The sequence below is a fragment of the Mycolicibacterium madagascariense genome, assembly GCF_010729665.1.
Taxonomy (GTDB): domain Bacteria; phylum Actinomycetota; class Actinomycetes; order Mycobacteriales; family Mycobacteriaceae; genus Mycobacterium; species Mycobacterium madagascariense.
Genome location: NZ_AP022610.1, coordinates 3446599 through 3471761, shown reverse-complemented (window position 1 = coordinate 3471761; position 25163 = coordinate 3446599). Strand labels below are relative to the sequence as shown.

Genomic DNA, 25163 nt, shown 5'->3' with positions numbered 1-25163 from the left:
ATGCCCGGGTGAGCTACCGATGGCCGACGCTGGCCGACATCGTCGAGACGTTGCAGGTGGACCAGGTCGGCGACGACGACTTCGTGGCCACCCAGCTCGACAACCCCGCCCACCACATCGTGGGTGGCCACCTGGCGGGGCAGGCGCTGATGGCCGCGAGCCGCACCGTGCCGGGCCGGACACCGCACAGCGTGCACGTCTACTACCTCCGGGCGGGGGACGCTCGTCGCCCGGTGGACTTCCACGTCGTGCGGTCGCGCGACGGGGGGACGCTGTCGACGCGGCAGGTCACCGCGCGCCAGGACGACGAGGTGCTGCTGGAGGCGTTGGCGTCGTTCAGCGCGCCGGTGGGCGGTCTGGACCACCACGCACCGATGGTCGACGTGCCCGACCCCGAGTCGCTGATTCCGGTGCACGAGCAGCTCGCGGCGTACGCCGGCGAACACGGCGGTCACTGGGTGCGTCCGCAGCCGTTCGAACGGCGCTACGTCGACGCCCCGCCGCGGCTCGCCATGGATCTGTCCGACCCACCCGATCGGGTCCGAATGTGGTGGCGCCCAACGGAACCGGTGCCCGACGACGAGGTCCTGCACAGCTGCCTGCTGACCTATCTGTCGGGGACGTCGATGCTCGAGGCGGCGATGGTCGTACGCCGCACGACCCCGGTGACGACCTTCAACGCGCTGATCGATCATGCGCTGTGGTTTCACCGGCCCGTCGACCTGTCCGACTGGGTGTTGTCGGATCACTTCTCGCCCAGCGCAATCGACGGCAGGGGATTGTCGACCGCCACGACGTACAACCGGTCGGGCAGCGTCGTGTGCGTCGCCACCCAGGAGTCCTACTTCGGGCGCTCGGGGAGCTGACCGATGAAGGGGTCGACGAAATTGCTTCGCGCTGGCCATGACCCGCGTCACGTTCGGCAGCCGATGCGAGCCGTGCGCAGTGGTGGCGCCGGGGTTCGGTTGCTCACCAATGCGTGGTGAGCCAGCGCCGCGTGGTTACCATCGGCGCTGGCAGAACGATGCCATCCGAGCGAATCGGCCACTGTTCGTCGAACGACGGGTTACTGTCTCGGATGGCTTGGCAAATCACACTGGGAGGGCATGAATGGGCGCCTATCAGACCGTTTTGGTCGGCACTGACGGTTCGGATTCATCGCTGCGCGCGGTAGATCGGGCCGCTCAGATCGCCGCCGGAGCGAGCGCGAAGCTGGTCGTCGCGACGGCGTACTTCCCCCAGAGCGAGGACGCCCGGGCCGCCGACGTCCTCAAGGACGAGGGTTACAAGATGGCGGGCAACGCCCCCATCTACGCGATCCTGCGCGAGGCCAGGGACCGCGCCCATGCCGCGGGAGCCAAGGACGTCGAGGAGAAGGCCGTCGTCGGTGCGCCCGTCGACGCGCTGGTCGATCTGGCCGAAGAGGTCAAGGCCGACCTGCTCGTGGTCGGCAACGTCGGCCTCAGCACCATCGCCGGACGTCTGCTCGGTTCGGTGCCCGCCAACGTGGCACGGCGCTCCAAGTCCGACGTCCTGATCGTTCACACGTCCTGATCGCCGGGGGTCGGGTCACCAGCCCCTGGAGCCCGGGATGCCCTTGAAGGGGCCCTTGACCCAGCTGGTGATCCACCCGCCGTAGAACCCGCCCGGTTGCGGCTGCACCTGCTCGCCGTTGACGGTGCAGCGGTCTACCTGAGCCGCCATCACGGCGACGGCGCCGGCGATCGCCTCGAAGCCGCGGGTCGGGGTGAGGTAGGTCCATCCGGCGCGCTCGGCGACCCGGGCGTCGGTCACCAGGTCGTAGTAGGACGCCATGCCCTTCCACTCACACCACGACGAACCGGTCGCCGCGCGCAGCACGCCGTCGCGAAAGGCGTTCGGCGGCAGGTAGTAGGTGGGTGGATGGCTGGTCTCCAACACGCGCCAGGCGCGATCGGTCGAGGCGATGGTGTCCCCGCCCAGCTCGATCGTGATCGAGCCGGCGAAGGTCTCCAGCCGGGGCGGCCTGGGGTAGTCCCACACCGATTCCTCACCGGGTCCGGTCTTGTCGGGGGTGGGCCACGGCAGGGTCATGCCTCGACGGTACCGCGGCGGCGCGAGACTGAATCCGACGACGGTTTCGGCCGAAATCCGTCGCGAGATTCAGTGTGGGCGGCTCACCAGCCGCGGTCGCGCCACTCGGCCAGGTGGGGGCGTTCGGCGCCGAGGGTCGTGTCGTCGCCGTGGCCCGGATACACCACCGTCGAGTCGGGATAGACGTCGAAGACCCGGGTGGAGACGTCACCGAGTAGTCGCTCGAAGTCGCCCTCGCGCCACGTCTTGCCGACGCCGCCGGGGAACAGACAATCACCGGTGAATAGCTGTACGACGTCACCCGTCGCGGGTCCATGCAGTGCCAGCGCGACCGACCCCTCGGTGTGCCCCTGCAGGTGGATCACGTCGAAGCGCAGCGCGCCGACCTCGACGACGTCGCCGTGGGACAGCAGCCGGTCCGGCGTGACGGGCAACGCCTGCGCGTCGAGTGTGTGGGCCGCGGTGGGCGCGCCCGTGGCCTTCACCACCTCAGCCAGCGCGACCCAGTGGTCCTGGTGCTGGTGCGTGGTGACGATCAGGGCGAGCGTGGGGGCGTGCTGGCGGATCAGGTCGAGCAGGACGTCGGCGTCGTTGGCCGCGTCGACGAGTAGGGTCTGACCGGTTTGGGAACACGTGACCAGGTAGGCGTTGTTGTCCATCGGGCCGACCGAGGCCTTCACGATCGTTGCTCCGGGCAGGGTGCGCCTGGCGGCGGTTCCCGCGTCGAGATGGCCGGTGTAGTCGTCGTCCACGGTGGTCATACCGCCACGGTAGCGGGCTTGTCGGGGGGTGGACATAACATGGGCTCGGAGTGCTCCCTGCGGGATGTAATCGGCGGGATTGATGTGAAAGACGAGGAATCAGTTGGCTGACCGCCTGATCGTCAAGGGTGCGCGCGAGCACAATCTGCGGGGGGTCGACCTCGACCTGCCGCGTGACGCGCTCATCGTGTTCACCGGGTTGTCGGGGTCCGGCAAGTCGTCGCTGGCCTTCGACACCATCTTCGCCGAGGGGCAGCGCCGCTACGTCGAATCGCTGTCGGCCTACGCGCGGCAGTTCCTCGGTCAGATGGACAAGCCCGACGTCGACTTCATCGAGGGTCTGTCGCCCGCAGTCTCGATCGACCAGAAGTCGACCAACCGCAACCCCCGCTCGACGGTCGGCACCATCACCGAGGTGTACGACTATCTGCGCCTGCTGTACGCGCGCGCCGGCACCGCGCACTGTCCGGTGTGCGGTGAGCGCATCGCCAAGCAGACGCCCCAGCAGATCGTGGACCAGGTGCTCGCGATGGACGAGGGCCTGCGATTCCAGGTCCTCGCGCCCGTCGTGCGGACCCGCAAGGGCGAGTTCGTCGACCTGTTCGAGAAGCTGAACACGCAGGGGTACAGCCGCGTCCGCGTCGACGGCGTCGTGCACACCCTCACCGATCCGCCCAAGCTGAAGAAGCAGGAGAAGCACGACATCGAGGTGGTCGTCGACCGCCTGAGCGTCAAGGCCACGTCCAAGCAGCGGCTCACCGACTCGGTCGAGACGGCGCTGGGTCTTGCCGACGGCATCGTCGTGCTCGAGTTCGTCGACGTGGAGGAGGGCGCACCGCACCGCGAACAGCGATTCTCCGAGAAGCTCGCCTGCCCCAACGGTCACCCGCTGGCCGTGGACGACCTGGAGCCGCGGTCGTTCTCGTTCAACTCGCCCTACGGCGCCTGCCCGGAGTGCGCGGGTCTCGGCATCCGCAAGGAGGTCGACCCCGATCTGGTCGTGCCGGATCCGGATCTGACGCTCGCCGAGGGCGCCGTCGCGCCGTGGTCGATGGGCCACAACGCCGACTACTTCACCAGGATGCTCGAGGGTCTCGGGCAGGCGCTGGGATTCGACGTCGACACCCCGTGGCGCAAGCTCCCGAGCAAGGCGCGCAAGGCGATCCTCGAGGGCTGCGACGAGCAGGTGCACGTCCGCTACAAGAACCGGTACGGCCGAACCCGTTCGTACTACGCCGATTTCGAAGGCGTGATGGCGTTCCTGCATCGCCGCATGGAACAGACCGAGTCCGAGCAGATGAAGGAACGCTACGACGGGTTCATGCGCGACGTGCCGTGCCCGGTCTGCGAGGGCACCCGGCTGAAGCCGGAGATCCTGGCCGTGACGCTGTCGGCGGGGGACGACGCGAAGTCGATCGCCGAGGTCTGCGACCTGTCGATCGCGGACTGCTCGAAGTTCCTCAACGTGCTGACCCTCGGGACGCGCGAGCACGCCATCGCGGGCCAGGTGCTCAAGGAGGTGCAGTCGCGGCTGGGCTTCCTGCTCGACGTCGGGCTGGACTACCTGACGCTGTCGCGGGCGGCCGGCACGCTGTCCGGCGGTGAGGCGCAGCGCATTCGGCTCGCCACGCAGATCGGCTCGGGCCTCGCGGGGGTGCTGTACGTCCTGGACGAGCCGTCGATCGGCCTGCACCAGCGCGACAACCGACGCCTGATCGACACCCTGGTGCGGCTGCGCGACCTGGGCAACACGCTGATCGTCGTCGAACACGACCTCGACACCATCGCGCACGCCGACTGGGTGGTCGACATCGGCCCGGCCGCCGGCGAGCACGGTGGCCTCATCGTGCACAGCGGCAGCTATCAGGATCTGCTCACCAACCCCGACTCCATCACGGGCGCCTACCTTTCCGGCAAGGAGAGCATCGAGGTTCCGGCGATCCGCAGGCCCGTCGACCGCAAGCGTCAGATCACCGTCGTGGGGGCCCGGGAGAACAACCTGCGCGAGATCGACGTGGCATTCCCCCTCGGCGTGCTGACCTCGGTGACGGGCGTGTCGGGATCGGGCAAGTCGACGCTGGTGAACGACATCCTCGCATCGGTGCTGGCCAACAAGCTCAACGGCGCCCGGCAGGTGCCCGGTCGGCACACGCGCATCAACGGCCTCGACCAACTCGACAAGCTGGTGCGCGTCGACCAGTCGCCGATCGGCCGCACGCCGCGGTCCAACCCGGCGACCTACACCGGCGTCTTCGACAAGATCCGGACGCTGTTCGCGGCGACCACCGAGGCCAAGGTGCGCGGCTACCAGCCGGGTCGATTCTCGTTCAACGTCAAGGGCGGTCGCTGCGAGGCGTGCTCGGGTGACGGCACCATCAAGATCGAGATGAACTTCCTGCCCGACGTCTACGTGCCGTGCGAGGTGTGTCACGGCGCCCGGTACAACCGCGAGACGCTCGAAGTCCACTACAAGGGCAAGACGATCTCCGAGGTCCTCGACATGTCGATCGAGGAGGCGACGGAGTTCTTCGAACCGATCACGTCGATCCACCGGTACCTCAAGACGCTCGTCGACGTCGGCCTGGGTTATGTGCGACTCGGCCAGCCCGCGCCGACGCTGTCCGGCGGTGAGGCGCAGCGCGTCAAGCTGGCCGCCGAGCTGCAGAAGCGGTCGACCGGGCGGACCATCTACGTGCTCGACGAGCCGACCACCGGCCTGCACTTCGAGGACATCCGCAAGCTGTTGAAGGTCATCAACGGTCTGGTCGACAAGGGCAACACCGTCATCGTCATTGAACACAACCTCGACGTCATCAAGACCTCGGACTGGATCATCGACATGGGCCCCGAGGGCGGTGGCGGCGGTGGCACCGTCGTCGCGGCGGGCACCCCCGAGGACGTGGCGGCCGTGGCGGAGAGCTACACCGGCCAGTTCCTGGCCGAGGTGCTGCCGTCGCCGGTGCGTGCCAAGAAGCGGCGCAAGGTCAGCGCCTAGCCCGGGGGTCGTCGCCTGCGGGCCGGAAGCGGGTAATCGATCGGACGAGCGTCGGTCAAAGGCGTTCTGTCATTTGACCCGTGAGATCGCTGATGACGTCGAAGTCCTTGTCCAGGTGTAGCACGGTCAGACCGGCCAATTCGGCGGTGGCCGCGATCAGCAAGTCTGGAATCGAGGGCGCGCGGTGCTTGCCGACGTCAGCGAGCAGAAGTTGAACCTCGAGCGCGCGGTCTTCGATTGCGGGAGTGAGATATTGAACCGGCATGGCGGAAAGCGGTGGTTCGCGAAAGTTGCGTCTGGCGAGGGGGCCGCTGCGTGCCGAGTAGCCGATCTCGAGCCGGGTCACCGTGCTGATGTGGACGAGGCCGCGCTCGACGCGATTGTTCCAACGCTCGACGTCGGCGCTCTCGGCCAACCGCACCAGTGCAGACTTGTCGATGAGCCACAGCGTCTCGCTCATCGCCAGGCTTGGCCCATCACCTCGGCGTCGCCGAGATCGGCCAAGTCATCGGCGATTCGCCGCCAGTCGGCGGTCGTGACGTTCACCGTTGCCGTGTGCGCGTCCTGTGCCAGTCGGCGTCTGACGTATTCGGTTCGGGATAGCCCGAGCCTGACGGCGTGCTTGTCGAGAGCCGCCAAGACATCGTCGGGAACATCCCTTATGAGGAGGTCGCTCATCGTCACTTCCTTGTCTGTGATATCGGATGATATCACCAGCCGCGCCTAGCCCGGGGGTCGTCGCCTGCGGGCCGGAAGCGCCAGGCGCTAGCGCTTCGACAGCGGTGACGGGAAGCGGGCCGCGATCCGCGTGCCGTCGAGCCAGTCGGTGAGCTCGGTTGCCTTGCGCGCCAACGCCTTCGACGCCGCGGTGTCGAGCTCCTCGACGAGTTGGAGCACGACGCGACCGTCGGCGTCCTGTGTCCACCCGCCGACGATCCGGCCGTCGCACCACGCGGTCGGGCCGCCGTTGCCGTTGCGGTCGAAGACGTGGGCCCGGTGCGGTCCGAGGTACCAGTCGCGGTGCTGCCAGCCCATGGTCGTCACGTCCAGCCCCGGAAGCAGGGCGCACCAGCGGTCGCAGGCGGGCTCCGGGCCCAGGTCGTCGGGCAGCACCCAGCCGGGCGTACCCGCCATGTCGACCTCGACCGCGCCGACGTCGCGCAGCCCCGCCCGCGCCCACGTCAGGGTGTTGCCGAACCACCACTTCACGTCCTCGAGGGTGGCCGGGCCGAACGTCCGCAGCCAGTTCCGGAGCACGCTGGCCCTTGCCGTGTCCGGATCGAGCGGACCGGTGTCCGGGCCGAGCCACTGCGCGGTCGCGGACCACTTCGGGCGCGACGACGTCCACCCGCCCTCGTTGGGGCCGCGGACCACGAGCCCCTGTACCGCCAGCACCGTGAGCACCCTGGGGGAGATGGAAGTGGCTCCGCCATAAGGCTTTCCGGGTGCGGGATCATAGGTGCCCGCCAGCTCGGGTAGCGCCTCGCGCAGCTCCTTGGCGCTGGTGGGGCCGTGGCGGTCGAGATGCGCGACGACAGCGGAGGTGGCCTTGTCTAGCCAGGCCTCGCCGTCGCTCGTGATGCCGGCCTTGACCACGTCGGCGGTCAACCGCGCCCGTTCGGTCGCGGCGACCCGGTCACTGGCCGCCGCCTGCACCGCGGGCAGGTCGTCGGCGTCGAACGCCCACAGCGTGCGCCGCATGGCGAGGTGCTTGACCACCGACCTGTCCACGTAGAGCGCCGCGTCGAGGTCGGCGCGCCGGAAATCTGAAAGTCGGGCCCACAGCGACAGATACGGCGTGGCGGGGTCGGTGGCGTGCAGCCCGACGAAGGAACCACTGACCTCGCGGATCGAACCGCTGCCAGGCTCGGCCAGCAGGTGGCGGCGGGCCAGACGATCGCGCCGCTCCTGGTCGGTGAACGCGCGCACTGCTAGGAGTCGTCGCGCATCGACGCCCGGATCTGCGCGAGGCGCTCGGCCGCCGCGCGCTGGCGGGCGTCGTACTGCTCCTGTACCAGTCGGCCCTCGGGCGTCTCCGACGCCAACTCCGTCGCACCGATCGCGGTGCCGACCCTGGTCTCGATCTTCTCCCTGACGGCCTCGAACGTCGGCACGCCGTCGGGCGTGTAGCCGGTGTCCGGCAGCGCCTCCGGACGCGGATCCGGCGCGATCTCGGCGTCGATGATCTCGTCGGGTTCGGCCACGCTGCCACGCTACTCCCGGCCGAGCGCGCCGCGCCGAGATTGCATTGGCGCGAACGCCTCCTCGCACGTCCGTTCCGTCAGCGCAATCTCGACGACGTGGTGCACCGCTACTGCACGCGCGAGGTCACCGGCGGCGGTGCGGGAAGCGCCAGGACGGGAACGCCGGGGGTCCCGATCCGCCCGGCCAGCCACGGCATCGCCGCGGCGAGCGCGCGTTCGGCGAACGGCCAATCGTGCTTGCCCGGCTGCGTCATGACCGCGCACGCGATGCCGTCGGCCGCTCCGAGGCCGCACAGCGAGTAGGCCGCTGCGGACTGCCCGCCGACGCGGTCGGCGACGTCCTGACCCCCGAGCCCGGTGCCGTTCGGCGCGAGGGCGTTCGTCGCCGTCGGCAGCCCGGACCCGTTGATAGCGAACCATCCGTAGACCCCTTGGTAGGGGCCGTGTTTGGCGATCACGCTGGCCGGGTCGAACGCCGCGTAGGCCGTCGCGTTCCCGCCGAAGAGCCGGGCGATGGTCTGCTGCCTGGTGCCCGAGTTGGGGGCTCGATCACCGGCGATGTCCTCGAACGTGCTGAACACGTCGGGGTGCATGGTGGCCAGATCCAGCGCGCACGTACCGCCCATCGACCATCCGACGATGCCCCAGTTGGTGCGCAGTCCGCTGACGCCGAAGTTCTGCTCCATGAAGGGCACGACGTCCTTCGTCAGGTGGTCGGCGGCATTGCCGCGGGGTCCGTTGACGCATTCGGTGTCGTTGTTGAAGGCGCCGCCGGAATCGACGAACACCATGACGGGGGCGTTGCCGCGGTTGGCCGCGGCGAAGTCGTCGGCGGTGGTGACCGCGTTGCCGATGCGAATCCAGTCGGCCGGGGTGTTGAACTCGCCGCCGATCATCATCAGCGTCGGCAGGTGGGGCGCCGGGTTGGTCGCGAACCAGGCCGGCGGCAGGTAGACGAATTCACCGCGGTGCTTGAAACCCGAAGCAGCCGAACCGATGTCGACCGGGACTACGACACCCTTGGCAGGGATCTGATGCTTGGTCTGCATCGCGGTGACCACGGTGCGATCGGTCTGGTCGGGCAGCGGTCCCGCAGTCACCTGAGTCCAGACGGTGTCGACGGTGGGGAAGTAGCCGACCCACAGGTTGACCGCCAGTGCCGCGCACAGCAGGCACAGCGGCACGCCGACCGCCGACACCGCCCTGCGCCACCACGCGGCACTGCGCCACCCCACGACGAAGACCACGGCGGCCGCGCCGGTCACGACGAGCCACACCCACAGCATGGTGGGAGCCGGGTCGTCGGCGAGACCCTGCGAGTCGATGAACCATGCCGATCCGGCCGCCAGCGCACCGCCCGCGAGGAGGGCGATCGGCAGCCACAGCAGGCGCCACCGGCGGGTCCGCCAACCGATGGCGACCACGAGGACGACGGCCGTGACGATCTGGACCGTCCACGGCAGCCATCCGTGCATCAGCGAGAGATGCTGTTGCCGAAGGTCTCCGGCGTCCCACCACGACTCCACGACGACATGGTGGACGCGGTGGCTGGGAGAAGGCTGTGAACTTGCCCTTAACGCGGCTTCGCCAGGGGGAACGGCAGCGTCTCGCGGATGCTGCGACCGGTGATCAGCATGACGACGCGGTCGACGCCCATGCCGAGGCCACCGGTGGGCGGCATCGCATACTCCATGGCTTGCAGGAAGTCCTCGTCGAGTTCCATCGCCTCGGGGTCACCACCGGCCGCCAGCAGCGACTGCTCCTGGAGTCGGCGGCGCTGCTCCACGGGGTCGGTCAGCTCGCTGTAGGCGGTCCCCAGCTCGACGCCCCACGCCACCAGATCCCACCTCTCGGCCACCCCCGGCAGGCTGCGGTGCGGACGGGTCAGGGGCGAGACGGAGATGGGGAAGTCCTTGTAGAACGTGGGATTCTCGGTGCGGTCCTCGACGAGGTGCTCGTACATCTCCAGGACGACCGCGCCCTCGTCCCAGTGCGTCTGGTACGGGATCTGCGCCGCGTCGGCGTAGCGCCGCAGCGTCGCCAGGTCGGTCGAGGTGGTGACGTGCTCGCCGAGCGCCTCGGACACCGCGTCGTGGACGGTCTTGACCGTCCACGCACCGGAGATGTCGACCGGTTCGAGGGTGCCGTCCTCGCGGGGGCGCATCACGACGTGAGATCCGTTGGCGGCCAACGCCGCATTCTGGATGAGCTCACGGCAGCCGTCGATCCACACGTTGTAGTCGGCGTGCGCCTGGTAGGCCTCCAGGAGCGTGAACTCGGGGTTGTGGCTGAAGTCCACGCCTTCGTTGCGGAACGCCCGGCCGAGTTCGAAGACCCTCTCGACACCGCCCACGCACAGCCGCTTGAGGTACAGCTCGGGTGCGATCCGCAGATACAGGGCGAGGTCGTAGGCGTTGATGTGGGTGACGAACGGGCGTGCGTTGGCGCCCCCGTGGATCTGCTGCAGGATCGGCGTCTCGACTTCGAGGAAGTCCTTGGCGAACAACGTCTCTCGAATGGAGTGCAGCACCTGGCTGCGTGCTCGGATGAGGTCGCGGGACTCGGTGTTGATGGCCAGGTCGACGTAGCGGGTGCGGACCCGTGCCTCCTGGTCGGTCAGCCCCTTCCACTTGTCGGGCAGCGGGCGCAGGCACTTGCCGATCAGGCGCCAGTCGTCCACCAGCAGCGAGGGGGTGCCGGACTTGCTGGTGCCCATGGTGCCGGTGACCTCGACGAGGTCGCCGAGATCGACGGCCTTCGTGACGTCGGCGGCGCTGCCGTCGCGCAGCCGCGAATTGTCGAACAGGAGTTGCACTTCGGCCGACCAGTCACGCAGATCGGCGAAGAGCACCGAGCCGTAGTCGCGCAGGCGGAGCACCCGGCCCGCGACGGTCACGGTGTCACCGGTGGTCGACAATGCCTGGGCGACGGTGTGACTGGGGGCCTTGCCGACGGGGTAGGCGTCGATTCCCTTGTCCTGCAGGTTCTTCAGCTTCGCCATCCGGACCCTGACCTGCTCGGGCAGCCGCTGCACGACGTCTTCGCGGGGACTGTCGAGTTCGAGCCCGGTGAGGTCGGGGGCGCTCCCGTCGTGCTGCAGTCGGCCGGAGCTGACCAGGGTCGCGGGGGCCGAGATGTGTTGCCCCGTGTGCTGTCCGCTGTCCTGCTTGTTGCGGCGACTGAACGGCAGCACCAGGAAGCCCTCGGCGATCACCGAGGCGATGCCGACCCTCGGAATGAGGCGGGCGTCCTCGTAGCACGCGAAGCGCGGCACCCACTCGGGCATGTACTTCATGTTGGAGCGGTACAGCGTCTCCAACTGCCACCACCGCGAGAAGAACACCAGCAGTGCCCGCCACAGCCGCGCGACCGGACCCGCGCCGAGTTGTGCACCTTCCTCGAAGGCCGACCGAAACATGGCGAAGTTCAACGAGATTCGCGTGATGCCGATGTCCTCGCCCTGCAGGCAGAGCTCGCTGACCATCAGTTCGTTGGTGCCGTTGGGGGAGTGGGGAGAACGACGCATGAGGTCCAGCGACGCGCCATTGGTGCCCCACGGCACCAGCGACAGCATGGCCACGACGGTGTCGCTCTGGTCGACCGCCTCGACCAGCATGCAGTCGCCGTCGGCCGGATCGCCGAGCCGCCCGAGGGCCATCGAGAATCCGCGTTCGGTCTCGGTGTCGCGCCAGTCGTCGGCCCGCCGGATCGCCAGCGCCATCTCCTCGGGGGACAGGTCGCGGTGGCGGCGGATGCGCACCGTCAATCCGGCGCGTCGCGCGCGGGTGACGGCCTGGCGCACGGGCTTCATGTCGGGCCCGGACAGCTTGAACCGGTCCGGGTACAGGATGGCCTCGTCGCCGAGTTCGAGGGCGTTGAGCCCGGCCTCGCGAAAGGCCTGCGCGGCCGAGGCGCTTGCGCCCATCACGCCGGGGGCCCAGCCGTAGGACTGGCACAGGGTCAGCCAGGCGCCGATCGCGGCGGGCCACGCGCGCGGGTCGCCCAGCGGGTCTCCGCTGGCGAGGCAGACGCCGACCTCGACGCGGTAGGTGATGGCGGCCCGCCCGTTGGGGGCGAATACGACCGACTTGTCCCGACGGGTCGCGAAGTAGCCGAGGGAGTCGTTCTTGCCCCACAGCTCGAGCAGACCGCGGATGGCGGACTCGTCCTCGCCGGTGAGCGCGTTCTCGGCCCGCTGCGACTGGAACAGCACGATCGCCGCGACCATGAGGGCCAGCGCCCCGAAGAGTCCGAGCAGTGCGTTGACGAAGACGTGCGGATGGTGACCGTCGAAGGCGTCGGCGTCCAGACCGGCGAACACGACCACGCGGTTGGCGGCGTAGGGGAGCCGCTCGTCGTGGTCCAGCGATCCGGGGAACATCTCGAGCAGGCCCCACCCGACGAGGATGCCGACCGTCATGCCGATCGCCAGCGTCGCGGCGGCCTTGATCAGCGCGCCGCGGCGCACCCGCGCCCAGAACTCCTTGCGGGCGAACACCAGCAGGGCGATCGCCAGGACGTGGAAGCCCAGGCCGATGGATTCGCCGACGTCCTCCATGACCGATGCGGGACCGGTCGAGATGTCGCCGACGTTCCAGCCGATCGCCGCGACCATGTACAGCACCAGGATCCACCACGCGACGCTCTTGCGGGCCGCCAGCGCCGCGGCGAGCAGGGCGAGCACGAACGCCCAGGCGAAGCTGGTGTCGGGGAAGTTGAAGATGTAGTCGTTGACCCACTCCCGCGGGACCTTGATGAGCCACCGCACCAGCGGGGAGATGCTGGCGATCAGCGAAAGCGTCGCGATGACGCCGACGCTCCAGCCGGCAGCGGCGGGGACCCAGTGCAGAGTCGACGATCGATGCTGCTTCGGGGTAGTCAGCGTCATAGGCCGCGAGGATATTCGCTTCCGCCGCGAAATGGTTGAGAGTGCCTCCCAGCAGCGGACACGCGTCGTACAGCTACCAGACCGGGCCGGTGTACTTCTCGCCGGGCCCCTGGCCGGGCTCGTCGGGGAACGCCGAGGCCTCGCGGAACGCGAGCTGCAATTGCTTCAGCCCGTCGCGCACGGGTCCGGCGTGCGGACCCAGGTACTCCGCGGAGGCCTTCACCAGGCCGGCCAGCGCCGTGATCAACCGGCGGGCCTCGTCGAGGTCGCGATGCGGAGAGTCCTCGGGATCCTCCGCCGAGAGGCCCAGCTTCTCGGCGGCGGCGCTCATCAGCATCACCGCGGCCCTGGTGATGACCTCGACGGCGGGAATTTCGGCCAGCTCGCGAATGTTAGGAACCTCGGTCATGCCTGCTAGACTGGCACGCGCGACCGTCCCGGCGTACGCCAGGACAGCAAGTGGAGTCCCGCTCCCACCGTCGACCACCTCGGTCGAACGGTCCGGTCACAGACACGAAACGTGTCTGTTCTGCGTATTCGCGCAGGCGACGTGAGTCGTGATCGGTCGGCATCGGGCCCTGCACGTGCAGGGCCTTTCTGCTCTGTGGAGCAGGGCGCTGATGGCGTGGGCCCCGCCAAGACTACATAGGAGGCCCCATCAGCACTGAGACCCGCATCAACGAGCGCATACGTGTACCTGAAGTCCGCTTGATCGGACCGAATGGTGAGCAGGTAGGCATAGTGCGCATCGACGATGCACTCCGCGTCGCCGCGGATGCCGATCTCGACCTCGTCGAAGTTGCTCCGAACGCCAAGCCCCCGGTCTGCAAGATCATGGACTACGGCAAGTTCAAGTACGAGACGGCACTCAAGGAGCGCGAGTCTCGCAAGAACCAGCAGCAGACCGTCGTCAAGGAACAGAAGCTGCGACCCAAGATCGACGACCACGACTACGAGACCAAGAAGGGTCACGTCGTCCGCTTCCTCGAGGCGGGGTCGAAGGTCAAGGTGACCATCATGTTCCGCGGGCGCGAGCAGTCGCGACCCGAGTTGGGCTACCGCCTCCTGCAGCGGCTGGGCGCCGACGTCGCCGACTACGGCTTCGTCGAGACGTCCGCCAAGCAGGACGGTCGCAACATGACGATGGTGCTGGCACCCCACCGCGGAGCCAAGACCAAGGCCAGGGCGGCGCACGACGCTGCGGCGCCCCAGGCGCAGCGCGCGGCACCCGCCCCCGCGGCGGCTCCGGCGAGCGAACCACCCGCAGATCCATCGCAGAACTGATCCACCACGAGAACTGAGGACACATGCCCAAGGCCAAGACCCATAGCGGCGCGTCGAAGCGCTTCCGCCGCACTGGAACCGGAAAGATCGTGCGCCAGAAGGCTGGTCGTCGTCACCTCCTCGAGCACAAGGCGACCAAGCGCACCCGCAGGCTCGACGGCCGCACCGTGGTGGCGGAGAACGACACCAAGCGCATCAACAAGATGCTCAACGGCTGACCGACACGCCCTCACCGGCCCCACCTGACCGCACGAGAAGAGGAACACCCCCATGGCACGCGTGAAGCGCGCACTCAACGCCCAGAAGAAGCGGCGTACCGTACTGAAGGCTTCGAAGGGCTACCGCGGCCAGCGGTCCCGGCTCTACCGCAAGGCGAAGGAGCAGCAGCTCCATTCGTTGACCTACGCCTACCGAGACCGCAAGGCCCGCAAGGGTGACTTCCGCAAGCTGTGGATCTCGCGGATCAACGCCGCGGGCCGGGCCAACGGCATCACCTACAACCGGCTAATCCAAGGGCTCAAGCTCGCCGGCGTCGAGGTCGACCGCAAGAACCTGTCCGAGATCGCCATCAGCGATCCGGCGGCGTTCACCGCACTCGTCGAGGTCGCGAAGGCTGCTCTGCCCGCCGACGTGAACGCCCCGGCAGGCGAGGCCGCCTGAGCTCCGAGGTCCTGACCGAACGTTCGGCCCGTGTGGTCGCAGCAGCCAAGCTGTTGCGCCCCACGGGCCGACGACGTACCGGGCTCTTTCTCGCCGAGGGGCCCAACCTCGTCGAGGCGGCGCTGCGGCGCGGCCTGGTGACCGACGTCTTCGCGACCGAGTCGGCACACGACCGCTTCGGTGCTCTCCTGGGTTCCGCGCCGGTCCACCTGGTGACCGACAAGGCGGCGAAGTCGTTGTCGGACACGGTCACTCCGGTGGGTCTGGTCGCCGTGTGCACCGTCCCCGAGCCCGTCCTCGACGACGTGCTGGGCGCCGGGCCGCGGCTCGTCGCCGTCGCCGTCGAAACCTCCGAACCCGGCAATGCCGGAACGCTCATTCGCCTCGCCGACGCCATGGGCGCCGACGCGATCGTCCTGGCCGGGCACGGCGTCGACCCCTACAACGGCAAGTGCCTGCGAGCTTCCGCCGGCAGCATCTTCGGCCTGCCCGTCGTCGAGGTGCTCGACGTCCCGGCGCTGATCACCGCGCTCGGTGAGGCGGGCCTGCAGGTGCTGGCCACCACGCTCGACGGCGAACGGTCCCTCGACGACGTCGACCTCCGGACTCCGACGGCCTGGTTGTTCGGCGCGGAGGCCCACGGTCTGTCACCGGAAGTCGCCGCGCGCGCCGACGCCCGGGTGCGCATCCCCATGTCGGGCAGCGCCGAGAGCCTCAACGTCGCTGCGGCAGCGGCGATCTGCCTCTACGAGAGTTCACGAGCCCACCGCCGCGACTGACCGCGTAGGGCTACGGCTTGGGCCCCTGCTGCCACCAGACGGTGATGTACAGCGCGAGCGAGACGGCCAGGCCCATGACGACCCACAGCACCACGGTGTAGTCGACCCACGACCCGATCGGCGGCGACCCGGGGAACAGGTTGCGGATGGGCAGCACGGAGAACAGCGTGACCGCGAACCACGTCACGATCGGCGGCAGGAACTGTCTGCGCCGGCGCAGGGTCTGGATCGAGACGAACAGCGTGCAGACCGGCAGGACTAACAGCACCACGCACATCGCGATGCCGAAGCCGATCGTCGCGTCGGTGCGGGTGGCGCGGATGTCGACGGTCTTCCCGCCGCCGGCGTCGGTCGAGGTCGCGTCCACGGCCCATGACGTCACCGAGTCGGTCACGGCCACCTGCACCGGCACGGCCCTCCGCGCGGCTCCGGTGCCGCTGAACACCAGCACCTGCACGTCGGATGCCCGGTACCGGTCGAAGGGCCAGTGACGGATGTCGCCGTCGACGTACAGGCTGACGGGCTGCGAACCCACGCGGGTGCCGCGCTCGAAGGTCAGCGAGTCCGCGCTCGCGGCGGGGGTGACCTCGACGTTCAGGGCGTCCCGAAGGTCGCCCTCGGCGTCGAGCAGGTTTGCCCCCGGATACACCGAGACGCGGGTCTGCAGCGAGAACGTCTCTCCCGACACGGCATCGACGTCGAGGTACACCAGCACGCCGTTCGCTGCGGGCGCCCGGTCGTCGGGTGCGTCGCTGCGGCCCCCGAGCGCGTAGGTCAGCACGACGGCAACGTAGATCCCGATGAGGGCGAGCACCAGCACCACCGCCCGGGTCCTGCCGCGGATGGTCGTCACTGCCATGGGGGTCTCCTCGGTGCCGGACCGTCGAACCGCTCGACCTGAGCATCAAACCAGCAAAGGGCGTCAATATCGGCCGGGCCCGGGTGGGCGTGTCGACCGCGGACGGCCGTCCGGGATCGGGGGTGGGGTCGGTGCACCGCCTAGGGTGGCGGGGGTGGATGTCGAATCGTTCGGGGAACGGTCCGCCCATCAGCAGAACGCGGGCGCGTCGACCGGTGGACCGCTGTCCTGGTTGAAGCAGACCAATCGAAACCCGGGTCTGGTCGCGTTCGTCAGGCGGGCTCGCCGGGCGCTACCCGGAGATCCGGACTTCGGTGATCCGCTGTCCGCGGCGGGGGTGGGCGGACCGCGGGCCGCCGCTCGGGCGGCCGACCGCATCTTGGATCGGTATGCGGCGTCGCGGGAGGTCAGCCTGGCCGGTCTGCAGCTGTGGCAGGCCCTGACCGAACGTGTGTCGGGCCAGCCCGCCAATCCCGAGGTGACGCTGGTGTTCACCGATCTGGTCGGATTCTCCGAATGGTCGCTGCGGGCGGGTGACGACGCGGTGCTCAAGCTGCTGAGGCGGGTGACCCAGGTGACCGAACCGCCCCTGCTGCACGCCGGCGGTCGCATCGTGAAGCGGATGGGCGACGGCGCCATGGTGGTGTTCACCGATCCCGCCACCGCCGTCGGCGCGGTGCTCGCCGCACTCGATGCGGTGAAAACCGTTCAGGTGGGCGGATATACGCCTCTCATGCGGGCGGGTATTCACACGGGCCGGCCCCAGCGCATCGGGTCGGACTGGCTCGGGGTCGACGTCAACGTGGCGGCCCGGGTGATGGACCGCGCGACCCGGGGCGGTCTGGTCGTGTCGAACACCACCCTGAACGGGATCGGCGAGGAGGACTTCGCGGCGCTCGACATCAGCGTCAAACGCGTACGCAAGCAACTGTTCTCGGCCAAGACGCCAGGGGTGCCCGACGATCTGACGATGTACTGGGTGAGGTCGCGCGGGACGCTGCCGGACGACGGCGCCCCCGACGCAGCGCCGGAGGCCTAGGCGGTGCCGGGGAGAGGGGCGCCGCGGGCCATCCTGGTCGGCCTGGCCCACCTGCGGGTCACCCTGGGGTACGCCCTGGCCCTGGTCGCCGTGAGCGTCTGGATGTCCAGGTTGACCCCCGAGCTGCAGAACGGCGTGATCGAGCAGACGAGCACCAACCTGCACAACCTCGCCCACGGTCGGTTCGACACGCTGATCACCAGTGCGTTCGTCGCCGATGCCGGCCCGGAGTGGGAGTGGGCGCCCGGGCTGATCTTCCTGCTCGCCATCGGCGAATTGCTCTGGGGCAGTGTGCGTTTACTGGTGGCCCTGGCGCTCGCGCATGTCGGCGCCACGCTGTTGGTCGCCGCCTGGCTGGCCGTCGCCGTGGCGCGGGGGTGGCTGCCGGTCGACGTCGTCACCGAAGCCGACGTCGGCATGAGCTACTGCGTCGTCGGGGTGCTCGGGGCCTTGGCGCCGGCGATTCCGCGACCGTGGCGCCTCGCGTGGGTGGGCGGGTGGCTGGGGGTGGCCGTCGTGGTCGCCTACGTCGAGACCGACTTCGCCTACCTCGGTCACCTCGTCGCCTTCGCGATCGGCGTGCTCGTCGCGACGCGGTTCGGGACGCCCCGACCGTTCACCCCCGCCCGGGTGGTGCTGCTGATCCTCGGCTCGATGTTCGGCTACCTGGTGTTGACGAACGAGGTACCCCCGGCGGTGCCGCTGGCCGCGGGAGTCGCGGGTGCGGCTCTCGGCGCTGCCGTCACCCTGGTGCTCGCCGGGCGCAGGCCGCGGGTGAGCGACACGGGCGAGCCGGCGCCCGACGTCCCGGGCCAGCCGTAGCCGGGCGGCCCGTCCTCCGCGGTGGGGGCGACGCTGGTTTCCGGGGCCACCTGCGCAATCCCCTATGATCGGCGGGTGCCACGTCAGCCCGCCGAAGGTCCCGAACTGTCTCCGGAATCGCTGACCAGTTCCGTCGACCTCGCGCGGCGCGCCTTCGAGGAGTCCGCCGACCTGGATCAGCTGGCGCGCGCCAAGACCGATCACCTCGGCGACCGGTCGCCGATCGCGCTGGCGCGTCAGGCGCTCGGTGCGCTGCCCAAGTCCGAGCGGGCCGACGCCGGCCGCCGCGTCAACGAGGCGCGGACCGCGGTGCAGGCCGCCTTCGACGTCCGCATCGAGGTGCTGCGGGCAGAACGCGACGCGGCCGCCCTGGTTGCCGAGCGCATCGACGTGACGTTGCCCTCCACGCGCGAAGCGGTCGGGGCGCGCCACCCGATCACGATCCTGACCGACCACGTCGCCGACGTCTTCGTCGCCATGGGGTGGGAGCTGGCCGAGGGCCCCGAGGTGGAGACCGAGCAGTTCAACTTCGACGCGCTGAACTTCCCTCCGGACCACCCCGCGCGCAGCGAGCAGGACACGTTCCACATCGCCCCCGACGGGTCGCGGCAGGTGCTGCGCACCCACACCTCTCCCGTCCAGATCCGTGCGTTGCTCGAACGCGAGCTGCCGGTGTACATCGTCTCGATCGGGCGCACGTTCCGCACCGACGAGCTCGACGCCACCCACACGCCCGTGTTCCACCAGGTCGAGGGTCTCGCCGTGGACCGCGGACTGACGATGGCGAACCTGCGGGGCACGCTGGACGCCTTCGCCCGCGCGGAGTTCGGCCCGCAGGGCCGCACCCGGCTGCGGCCGCACTTCTTCCCCTTCACCGAGCCGTCGGCCGAGGTCGACGTGTGGTTCGAGAACAAGCGCGGCGGCGCGGGCTGGGTGGAATGGGGTGGCTGCGGCATGGTCAACCCAAACGTGTTGCGCGCGTGCGGAATCGACCCGGAGGAGTATTCCGGCTTCGCCTTCGGCATGGGTCTGGAGCGAACCCTGCAGTTCCGCAACGGCATTCCCGACATGCGGGACATGGTCGAGGGTGACGTGCGGTTCTCCCTGCCGTTCGGGGTCGGAGCCTGATGCGCGTTCCGTACAGCTGGCTGCGCGACGTCGTGCGGGCCGGCGCCCCGGACTGGGACGTCACGCCCGCCGACCTCGAGCGCGCACTCGTCGGCATCGGTCACGAGGTCGAGGGCATCATCCCGGTGGGTCCGGTGTCGGGCCCGCTCGTCGTCGGACGGGTCGTCGAGATCGAGGAGCTGACCGGCTTCAAGAAGCCGATCAGGGCGTGCCGGGTCGACGTCGGCGAGCCGGAGCCACGCGACATCGTCTGCGGCGCAAGGAACTTCGCGGTCGGCGACCTCGTCGTCGTGGCACTGCCCGGCACCACGCTGCCGGGGGACTTCACCATCGCCAAGCGCACGACCTACGGCAGGACGTCCGACGGGATGATCTGCTCGGCGTCGGAGCTCAACCTGGGGTCCGACCACTCCGGCATCCTGGTGCTGCCCCCGGGCACCGCGGCCCCCGGCGCGCCGGCGGGTGAGATCCTCGGTCTCGACGACGTGGTGTTCGACCTCGCCATCACCCCCGACCGCGGCTACTGCCTGTCCATTCGCGGGATGGCCCGCGAGGTGGCCTGCGCCTACGACCTCGATTTCGTCGACCCCGCCGACGTCGCTCCGCTGCCCGTAGAGGGCGAGGCGTGGCCGCTGACCGTCCAATCCGGTACGGGCGTCCAGCGTTTCGCCCTGCGTCCCGTGACGGGCATCGACCCCGCCGCAGTCTCGCCGTGGTGGCTGCAGCGACGGCTCCTGCTCAGCGGCATCCGGGCCATCTCGCCGGCGGTCGACGTGACCAACTACGTGATGCTCGAGATCGGTCATCCGTTGCACGCCCACGACCGGCGCCTCATCACCGGGGGATTCGAGGTGCGCTTCGCCGAGCCGGGGGAGCAGGTCGTCACCCTCGACGACGTGACCCGCACCCTGGACCCCGGTGACGTGCTCATCGTCGACGACGTCGCCACGGCGGCCATCGGCGGCGTGATGGGCGCGGGCACCACCGAGGTGCGCGGGGACACCACCGACGTGCTGCTCGAAGCGGCGGTGTGGGACCCGGCGGCCGTGTCGCGCACCCAACGTCGGCTGCACCTGGTCAGCGAGGCCGGCCGACGCTACGAACGCACCGTCGATCCCGCGATCTCCGTCGCGGCGGTCGACCGCTGTGCGGCCCTGCTGGCGGACATCGCGAAGGGCGCCATCGAGCCGACGCTGACCGACTGGCGTGGTGAGCCACCGCGTGACGACTGGTCGCCCGCGGCGGTGTCGATGCCGGAGGATCTGCCCGACCGGGTCGCCGGCGTCGCCTACCCGGCCGGCGCCACGGTCCGTCGACTGACGCAGATCGGCGGGCGCACCAGCACCGCCGACGGCATCGTCACCGTCGTGCCACCGAGCTGGCGTCCCGATCTTCAGCAGCCGGCCGATCTCGTCGAGGAGGTGCTCCGTCTCGAAGGTCTCGAGCGGATTCCCTCCGTCCTGCCCTCGGCGCCGCCCGGACGCGGACTGAGCCCGGGCCAGCAGCGGCGCCGCGCGATCGGAAAGTCGTTGGCGCTGCACGGTTTCGTCGAGGTGCTTCCGACGCCGTTCCTGCCCGCCGGCGTCTTCGACGCCTGGGACCTGGCCGAGGACGATCCCCGCCGCGCCACGATGACGGTGCTCAACCCGTTGGAGGCCGACCGGCCCCAGCTCGCCTCGACGCTGCTACCCGGACTGTTGGAAGCCTTGGTGCGCAACGTCTCTCGCGGCACCCCCGACGTCGCGCTGTTCGGCATCGAGCAGGTGGTGCTGGCGATGCCGGAGACCAGGGCGCTCGACCGGCTGCCCGTCGATCGCCGCCCCACCGCCGCCGAGATCGCGGACATCGACGCCGCGCTGCCGCGGCAGCCGCTGCACGTGGGGGTGGTGCTGTCGGGTCTGCGTGAGCCGGCCGGACCATGGGGCCCCGGGCGACCGGTGGATGCGATGGACGCGTTCGAGGCGGTGCGCGTCATCGGCCGGGCGAGTCACGTCGACTTCGAGTTCCGTGCCGCCCAGCAGCTGCCGTGGCACCCGGGCCGCTGCGCGGAGATCGTGCTGGACGGTCGTGTCGTCGGTCACGCCGGGCAACTCCATCCGGCGGTCATCGAACGCACGGGTCTGCCCAGGGGCGTGTGCGCGGTCGAACTCGACCTCAGTGCCGTGCCGGTCGTCGAGACGCTGCCGGCGCCGGTGGTCTCACCGTTCCCCGCGGTCTTCCAGGACGTCAGCTTGATCGTCGCCGACGACGTCGCGGCCCAGTCCGTCGTCGACGCGGTGCGCGCCGGTGCGGGCGCACTCCTGGAGGACGTCCGGATCTTCGACGTCTACGTCGGGCCGCAGATCGGCGAGGGCAGGAAGTCGCTGACGCTGGCGCTGCGGTTCCGCGCCCCGGACCGCACGCTGACCGAGGACGAGGCCAGCGCGGCCCGTGACGCCGCCGTCGCCGTCGCGGAGGAGCGGCTCGGAGCCGTCCACCGCAAATAATGAATTTGCATCGTTCTGCATAAACATGCAGAATCGCTGCATGACCTCAGTGGCAGTGGCGGGTGCCAGCGGCTACGCCGGGGGAGAGATCCTTCGGCTCCTGCTCGGACATCCCGCCCTCGCAGACGGCCGCCTCGAGATCGGAGCGCTGACCGCCGCGGCGAGTGCGGGCACCAGCCTCGGCGAGCACCATCCGCACCTGCTGCCGCTGGCCGACCGGGTCCTCGAGCCGACCGACGCCGCCGTGCTCGCCGACCACGACGTCGTCTTCCTCGCCCTGCCCCACGGCCACTCCGCCGCGCTCGCCGAGCAGCTCGGTCCCGACACGCTGATCGTCGACTGCGGCGCGGACTTCCGCCTCACCGATCCGGCTGCCTGGGAACGGTTCTACGGTTCGACGCACGCGGGGAGCTGGCCGTACGGCCTGCCCGAGCTACCGGGCGGCAGGGACGCGCTGCGGCACACGACGCGCATCGCGGTGCCCGGCTGCTATCCGACGGCCGCGTTGCTCGCGCTCGTGCCCGCGCTGGCCGAGGATCTCGTCGAGCCCGACGTGACGGTCGTCGCGGTGAGTGGCACGTCGGGTGCGGGTCGCGCCGCCAAGGTGGACCTGCTCGGCGCCGAGGTCATCGGCTCGGCCAGGGCCTACAGCGTCGGCGGCACGCACCGCCACACGCCCGAGATCGCCCAGGGGCTGCGGACCGTCACCGACCGCGACGTCACCGTGTCCTTCACGCCGGTGCTGATCCCCACCTCCCGCGGCATCCTCGCCACCTGCACGGCGCGCACCCAGGCTTCGACGTCGGAGATCCGCGCGGCGTACGAGAAGGCCTACGGCAGTGAGCCCTTCGTGCATCTGCTCCCGGAGGGCCGGCTCCCCACGACGGGCTCGGTGCTCGGCAGCAACGCGGCGCAGGTGGCCGTTGCGGTCGACCCAGAGGCAGGCGTCCTGGTGGCACTGTGCGCCATCGACAACCTCGTCAAGGGCACCGGAGGAGCCGCCGTGCAGTCGATGAACCTGGCACTGGGTTGGCCTGAGACGGAAGGGCTTTCGATCGTGGGGGTGGCGCCGTGAGCGGGCAGGACCAGTGCGAACGGGCCATCGGCGGCAGCCTGGTGCGCACCCAGGGCGTGACCGCGCCGTCGGGATTCCGGGCGACGGGCATCTCGGCGGGGATCAAGGCCTCCGGCAAGCCGGACCTGGCGCTGGTCTTCAACGAGGGGCCCGACTACGCCGCGGCCGGCGTGTTCACCCGCAACAAGGTGAAGGCGGCTCCGGTGCTGTGGACGCAGCAGGTCATGACGACCAGGGCGCTGCGCGCGGTCGTCCTGAACTCCGGCGGGGCCAATGCGTGCACCGGGCCTCTGGGCTTCCAGGACACCCACGCCACCGCCGAGGCCGTCGCGAAGGCACTGTCGGCGTGGGGGACCGAGACCGGCGCGATCGAGGTCGCCGTCTGCTCCACGGGATTGATCGGTGACCGGCTGCCGATGGACAGGGTGCTCGCAGGCGTGCAGAACGTCGTGCGCGAGCTGGCGGGTGGCCTCACCGGCGGCGCCGAGGCGGCCCAGGCCATCATGACCACCGACACCGTGCCGAAACAGGTTGCGCTGCACCACGACGACAGCTGGACCGTCGGCGCGATGGCCAAGGGCGCCGGGATGATGGCGCCCTCACTGGCCACCATGCTGTGCGTCATCACCACCGATGCGGTCGCCGACGCCGACGCACTCGACCGCGCGTTGCGCCACGCTGCGGCCCGCACCTTCGATCGGCTCGACATCGATGGCAGCTGCTCGACCAACGACACCGTGCTGCTGCTGGCCTCCGGTGCTAGCGAGATCGCGCCCAGCCAGGCCGAACTCGACGCGGCCGTGCTCGCCGTCTGCGACGACCTGTGCGCCCAACTGCAGGCCGACGCCGAGGGCGTCACCAAGCGCGTCGCCATCACGGTCACCGGAGCGGCCAGCGAGGCCGACGCCGTCACCGCGGCGCGGGTGATCGCCAGGGACAGTCTGGTGAAGACGGCGCTGTTCGGCTCCGATCCCAACTGGGGCCGGGTCCTGGCCGCGGTCGGCATGGCTCCGGTCGACCTGGAGCCCGATCGGATCTCCGTGTCGTTCAACGGCTTTCCCGTGTGCATCGACGGCGCCGGTGCGCCGGGTGCGCGCGACGTCGACCTCTCGGGCGCCGACATCACCGTGACCGTCGACCTCGGCGTCGGCACGGGCGTGGGCACCGTCAGGACCACGGACCTCTCCCACGCCTACGTCGAAGAGAACTCGGCCTACTCGTCGTGAGCCAGCCACCCGACACCCAGACCAAGGCGGCGATACTCGCCGGGGCACTGCCGTGGCTCAAGCAATTGCACGGCAAGATCGTCGTCGTCAAGTACGGCGGCAACGCCATGACCGACGAGACGCTCAAGTCGGCCTTCGCCGAGGACATGGTGTTCTTGCGCAACTGCGGCATCCACCCCGTCGTCGTGCACGGCGGAGGCCCCCAGATCAGCGCGATGCTGAAGCGCCTGGGCATCCCCGGTGACTTCAAGGGCGGGTTCCGGGTGACGACCCCGGAGGTCCTCGACGTCGCGCGGATGGTGCTGTTCGGTCAGGTCGGTCGCGAACTCGTCGGCCTGGTCAACGCGCACGGGCCCTACGCCGTCGGCATCACCGGCGAGGATGCCCACCTGTTCACCGCGGTGCGGCGCAGCGTCACCGTCGACGGCGTGGCCACCGACATCGGCCTCGTCGGCGACGTCGAGAAGGTCGACACCCGGGCCGTGCTGGATCTCATTGCCGCAGGCCGCATTCCGGTCATCTCCACGATCGCGCCCGACGCCGCCGGGGTGGTGCACAACATCAACGCCGACACCGCCGCCGCCGCCCTCGCCGAGGCCCTTGGCGCGGAGAAGCTGCTGATGCTCACCGACGTCGAGGGCCTCTACACCAGCTGGCCGGACCGGTCCTCACTGGTCAGCGAGATCGACGTCGAGACGCTGGCCGGCCTGCTGCCGACGCTCGAGTCGGGGATGGTGCCCAAGATCGAGGCCTGTTTGCGGGCGGTCGAGGGCGGGGTGCCCAGCGCCCACGTCATCGACGGTCGCGTGGAGCACTGCGTGCTGGTCGAGCTGTTCACGAACGAGGGATCCGGAACGAAGATCCAGGGCGAGCGAAAGGGGTGA

Annotated in this window: 24 protein-coding genes; 14 read left to right on the top strand and 10 right to left on the bottom strand. The window is 69.7% G+C overall.

The genetic code is table 11. The annotated features are described in order from the left end of the window. Positions 1 to 8 precede the first annotated feature (8 nt). Together G6N60_RS16295 and G6N60_RS16290 are read left to right on the top strand one after the other, a co-directional pair. Entirely contained in the window at positions 9 to 866 is an 858-nt protein-coding gene (locus G6N60_RS16295; protein ID WP_246240751.1) for an acyl-CoA thioesterase, read from the top strand. A 244-nt stretch (positions 867 to 1110) separates the two neighbouring features. Beyond that, complete coding sequence (locus tag G6N60_RS16290) at positions 1111 to 1554, top strand: universal stress protein (protein ID WP_163739225.1); 444 nt, start codon at positions 1111 to 1113, stop codon at positions 1552 to 1554. Positions 1555 to 1569: 15 nt separating this feature from the next. On the opposite strand, the gene G6N60_RS16285 is transcribed toward G6N60_RS16290, so the two are convergent. Both G6N60_RS16285 and G6N60_RS16280 read right to left on the bottom strand, forming a co-directional pair. Continuing rightward, positions 1570 to 2073: a DUF427 domain-containing protein gene (locus G6N60_RS16285; protein ID WP_163739223.1), complete on the bottom strand. Its 504-nt coding sequence runs from the start codon at positions 2071 to 2073 to the stop codon at positions 1570 to 1572. An 83-nt stretch (positions 2074 to 2156) separates the two neighbouring features. Continuing rightward, positions 2157 to 2834: an MBL fold metallo-hydrolase gene (locus tag G6N60_RS16280; RefSeq protein WP_163739222.1), complete on the bottom strand. Its 678-nt coding sequence runs from the start codon at positions 2832 to 2834 to the stop codon at positions 2157 to 2159. A gap of 103 nt (positions 2835 to 2937) precedes the next feature. Here G6N60_RS16280 and uvrA point away from each other — a divergent pair, with 103 nt between their 5' ends. Then, entirely contained in the window at positions 2938 to 5829 is a 2892-nt protein-coding gene (gene uvrA, locus G6N60_RS16275) for an excinuclease ABC subunit UvrA (RefSeq protein WP_163739220.1), read from the top strand. Positions 5830 to 5884: 55 nt separating this feature from the next. Here the strand turns inward: uvrA and G6N60_RS16270 are convergent, their stop codons facing one another. From G6N60_RS16270 to G6N60_RS16240, 7 genes are all read right to left on the bottom strand, one after another. Further along, positions 5885 to 6289 (bottom strand): PIN domain nuclease, encoded by a 405-nt coding sequence (locus G6N60_RS16270; protein WP_163739218.1) that lies wholly within the window; start codon positions 6287 to 6289, stop codon positions 5885 to 5887. Further along, on the bottom strand, positions 6286 to 6507 hold the full coding sequence (gene vapB, locus G6N60_RS16265) for a type II toxin-antitoxin system VapB family antitoxin (protein WP_163739216.1): 222 nt from the start codon (positions 6505 to 6507) through the stop codon (positions 6286 to 6288). Before vapB ends, G6N60_RS16270 begins: the two co-directional genes overlap by 4 nt. Before the next feature lie 87 nt (positions 6508 to 6594). Then, the gene (locus G6N60_RS16260) at positions 6595 to 7758 is read right to left on the bottom strand and encodes a winged helix DNA-binding domain-containing protein (RefSeq protein ID WP_163739214.1); all 1164 of its coding nucleotides are present in this window, start codon (positions 7756 to 7758) and stop codon (positions 6595 to 6597) included. A 2-nt stretch (positions 7759 to 7760) separates the two neighbouring features. After that, positions 7761 to 8000, bottom strand: a complete 240-nt coding sequence (locus G6N60_RS16255; protein WP_163744059.1) for a hypothetical protein — start codon at positions 7998 to 8000, stop codon at positions 7761 to 7763. Between the two features lie 140 nt (positions 8001 to 8140). Further along, positions 8141 to 9508, bottom strand: a complete 1368-nt coding sequence (locus tag G6N60_RS16250; RefSeq protein ID WP_163744057.1) for an alpha/beta hydrolase — start codon at positions 9506 to 9508, stop codon at positions 8141 to 8143. A gap of 98 nt (positions 9509 to 9606) precedes the next feature. Continuing rightward, the gene (lysX, locus tag G6N60_RS16245) at positions 9607 to 12921 is read right to left on the bottom strand and encodes a bifunctional lysylphosphatidylglycerol synthetase/lysine--tRNA ligase LysX (RefSeq protein ID WP_163739212.1); all 3315 of its coding nucleotides are present in this window, start codon (positions 12919 to 12921) and stop codon (positions 9607 to 9609) included. A gap of 73 nt (positions 12922 to 12994) precedes the next feature. Then, positions 12995 to 13330: a DUF1844 domain-containing protein gene (locus G6N60_RS16240; protein ID WP_163739211.1), complete on the bottom strand. Its 336-nt coding sequence runs from the start codon at positions 13328 to 13330 to the stop codon at positions 12995 to 12997. A 248-nt stretch (positions 13331 to 13578) separates the two neighbouring features. Here G6N60_RS16240 and infC point away from each other — a divergent pair, with 248 nt between their 5' ends. The 4 genes from infC to G6N60_RS16220 are packed head-to-tail and all read left to right on the top strand — an operon-like array spanning position 13579 to position 15644. Next, the gene (infC, locus tag G6N60_RS16235; protein WP_163744055.1) at positions 13579 to 14205 is read left to right on the top strand and encodes a translation initiation factor IF-3; all 627 of its coding nucleotides are present in this window, start codon (positions 13579 to 13581) and stop codon (positions 14203 to 14205) included. Positions 14206 to 14228: 23 nt separating this feature from the next. Then, a complete protein-coding gene (rpmI, locus tag G6N60_RS16230; RefSeq protein WP_163739209.1) occupies positions 14229 to 14423 on the top strand; it encodes a 50S ribosomal protein L35 in 195 nt (64 codons plus the stop codon). A gap of 52 nt (positions 14424 to 14475) precedes the next feature. Then, positions 14476 to 14865, top strand: a complete 390-nt coding sequence (gene rplT, locus G6N60_RS16225) for a 50S ribosomal protein L20 (RefSeq protein WP_163739207.1) — start codon at positions 14476 to 14478, stop codon at positions 14863 to 14865. A gap of 32 nt (positions 14866 to 14897) precedes the next feature. Then, complete coding sequence (locus tag G6N60_RS16220; protein WP_163739205.1) at positions 14898 to 15644, top strand: TrmH family RNA methyltransferase; 747 nt, start codon at positions 14898 to 14900, stop codon at positions 15642 to 15644. A gap of 10 nt (positions 15645 to 15654) precedes the next feature. On the opposite strand, the gene G6N60_RS16215 is transcribed toward G6N60_RS16220, so the two are convergent. Continuing rightward, positions 15655 to 16503 (bottom strand): DUF4436 family protein, encoded by an 849-nt coding sequence (locus G6N60_RS16215; protein WP_163739203.1) that lies wholly within the window; start codon positions 16501 to 16503, stop codon positions 15655 to 15657. A 154-nt stretch (positions 16504 to 16657) separates the two neighbouring features. Between G6N60_RS16215 and G6N60_RS16210 the strand changes: the two genes are divergently transcribed. The 7 genes from G6N60_RS16210 to argB all read left to right on the top strand — a co-directional run bounded on the left by G6N60_RS16210 (position 16658) and on the right by argB (position 25163). Continuing rightward, positions 16658 to 17542 carry an adenylate/guanylate cyclase domain-containing protein gene (locus G6N60_RS16210; protein WP_372510920.1) on the top strand — a complete coding sequence of 295 codons (885 nt, stop codon included), beginning with the start codon at positions 16658 to 16660 and terminating at the stop codon, positions 17540 to 17542. Between the two features lie 3 nt (positions 17543 to 17545). After that, the gene (locus tag G6N60_RS16205; protein WP_163739202.1) at positions 17546 to 18364 is read left to right on the top strand and encodes a rhomboid-like protein; all 819 of its coding nucleotides are present in this window, start codon (positions 17546 to 17548) and stop codon (positions 18362 to 18364) included. Between the two features lie 75 nt (positions 18365 to 18439). Next, positions 18440 to 19492, top strand: a complete 1053-nt coding sequence (gene pheS, locus G6N60_RS16200) for a phenylalanine--tRNA ligase subunit alpha (protein ID WP_163739199.1) — start codon at positions 18440 to 18442, stop codon at positions 19490 to 19492. Next, positions 19492 to 21978 carry a phenylalanine--tRNA ligase subunit beta gene (pheT, locus tag G6N60_RS16195; protein ID WP_163739197.1) on the top strand — a complete coding sequence of 829 codons (2487 nt, stop codon included), beginning with the start codon at positions 19492 to 19494 and terminating at the stop codon, positions 21976 to 21978. The genes pheS and pheT overlap by 1 nt, the downstream gene beginning before the upstream one ends. A 25-nt stretch (positions 21979 to 22003) precedes the next feature. Then, positions 22004 to 23053 (top strand): N-acetyl-gamma-glutamyl-phosphate reductase, encoded by a 1050-nt coding sequence (argC, locus tag G6N60_RS16190; protein ID WP_197746948.1) that lies wholly within the window; start codon positions 22004 to 22006, stop codon positions 23051 to 23053. Next, positions 23050 to 24279 (top strand): bifunctional glutamate N-acetyltransferase/amino-acid acetyltransferase ArgJ, encoded by a 1230-nt coding sequence (gene argJ / locus G6N60_RS16185; protein ID WP_246240748.1) that lies wholly within the window; start codon positions 23050 to 23052, stop codon positions 24277 to 24279. The genes argC and argJ overlap by 4 nt, the downstream gene beginning before the upstream one ends. After that, positions 24276 to 25163, top strand: coding sequence for an acetylglutamate kinase (gene argB, locus G6N60_RS16180; protein ID WP_163739192.1), 888 nt, complete (start codon positions 24276 to 24278; stop codon positions 25161 to 25163). The genes argJ and argB overlap by 4 nt, the downstream gene beginning before the upstream one ends.

Excerpts from the sequence above, each read along its gene's own strand:
- rplT (WP_163739207.1), top strand. The coding sequence starts at position 14,476 with ATGGCACGCGTGAAGCGCGCACTCAACGCCCAGAAGAAGCGGCGTACC.
- pheT (WP_163739197.1), top strand. The coding sequence starts at position 19,492 with ATGCGCGTTCCGTACAGCTGGCTGCGCGACGTCGTGCGGGCCGGCGCC.
- G6N60_RS16215 (WP_163739203.1), bottom strand. The coding sequence starts at position 16,503 with ATGGCAGTGACGACCATCCGCGGCAGGACCCGGGCGGTGGTGCTGGTG.
- G6N60_RS16280 (WP_163739222.1), bottom strand. The coding sequence starts at position 2,834 with ATGACCACCGTGGACGACGACTACACCGGCCATCTCGACGCGGGAACC.
- G6N60_RS16285 (WP_163739223.1), bottom strand. The coding sequence starts at position 2,073 with ATGACCCTGCCGTGGCCCACCCCCGACAAGACCGGACCCGGTGAGGAA.
- vapB (WP_163739216.1), bottom strand. The coding sequence starts at position 6,507 with ATGAGCGACCTCCTCATAAGGGATGTTCCCGACGATGTCTTGGCGGCT.
- argC (WP_197746948.1), top strand. The coding sequence starts at position 22,004 with ATGCAGAATCGCTGCATGACCTCAGTGGCAGTGGCGGGTGCCAGCGGC.
- G6N60_RS16250 (WP_163744057.1), bottom strand. The coding sequence starts at position 9,508 with ATGCACGGATGGCTGCCGTGGACGGTCCAGATCGTCACGGCCGTCGTC.
- G6N60_RS16270 (WP_163739218.1), bottom strand. The coding sequence starts at position 6,289 with ATGAGCGAGACGCTGTGGCTCATCGACAAGTCTGCACTGGTGCGGTTG.
- lysX (WP_163739212.1), bottom strand. The coding sequence starts at position 12,921 with ATGACGCTGACTACCCCGAAGCAGCATCGATCGTCGACTCTGCACTGG.
- rpmI (WP_163739209.1), top strand. The coding sequence starts at position 14,229 with ATGCCCAAGGCCAAGACCCATAGCGGCGCGTCGAAGCGCTTCCGCCGC.
- G6N60_RS16240 (WP_163739211.1), bottom strand. The coding sequence starts at position 13,330 with ATGACCGAGGTTCCTAACATTCGCGAGCTGGCCGAAATTCCCGCCGTC.
- G6N60_RS16290 (WP_163739225.1), top strand. The coding sequence starts at position 1,111 with ATGGGCGCCTATCAGACCGTTTTGGTCGGCACTGACGGTTCGGATTCA.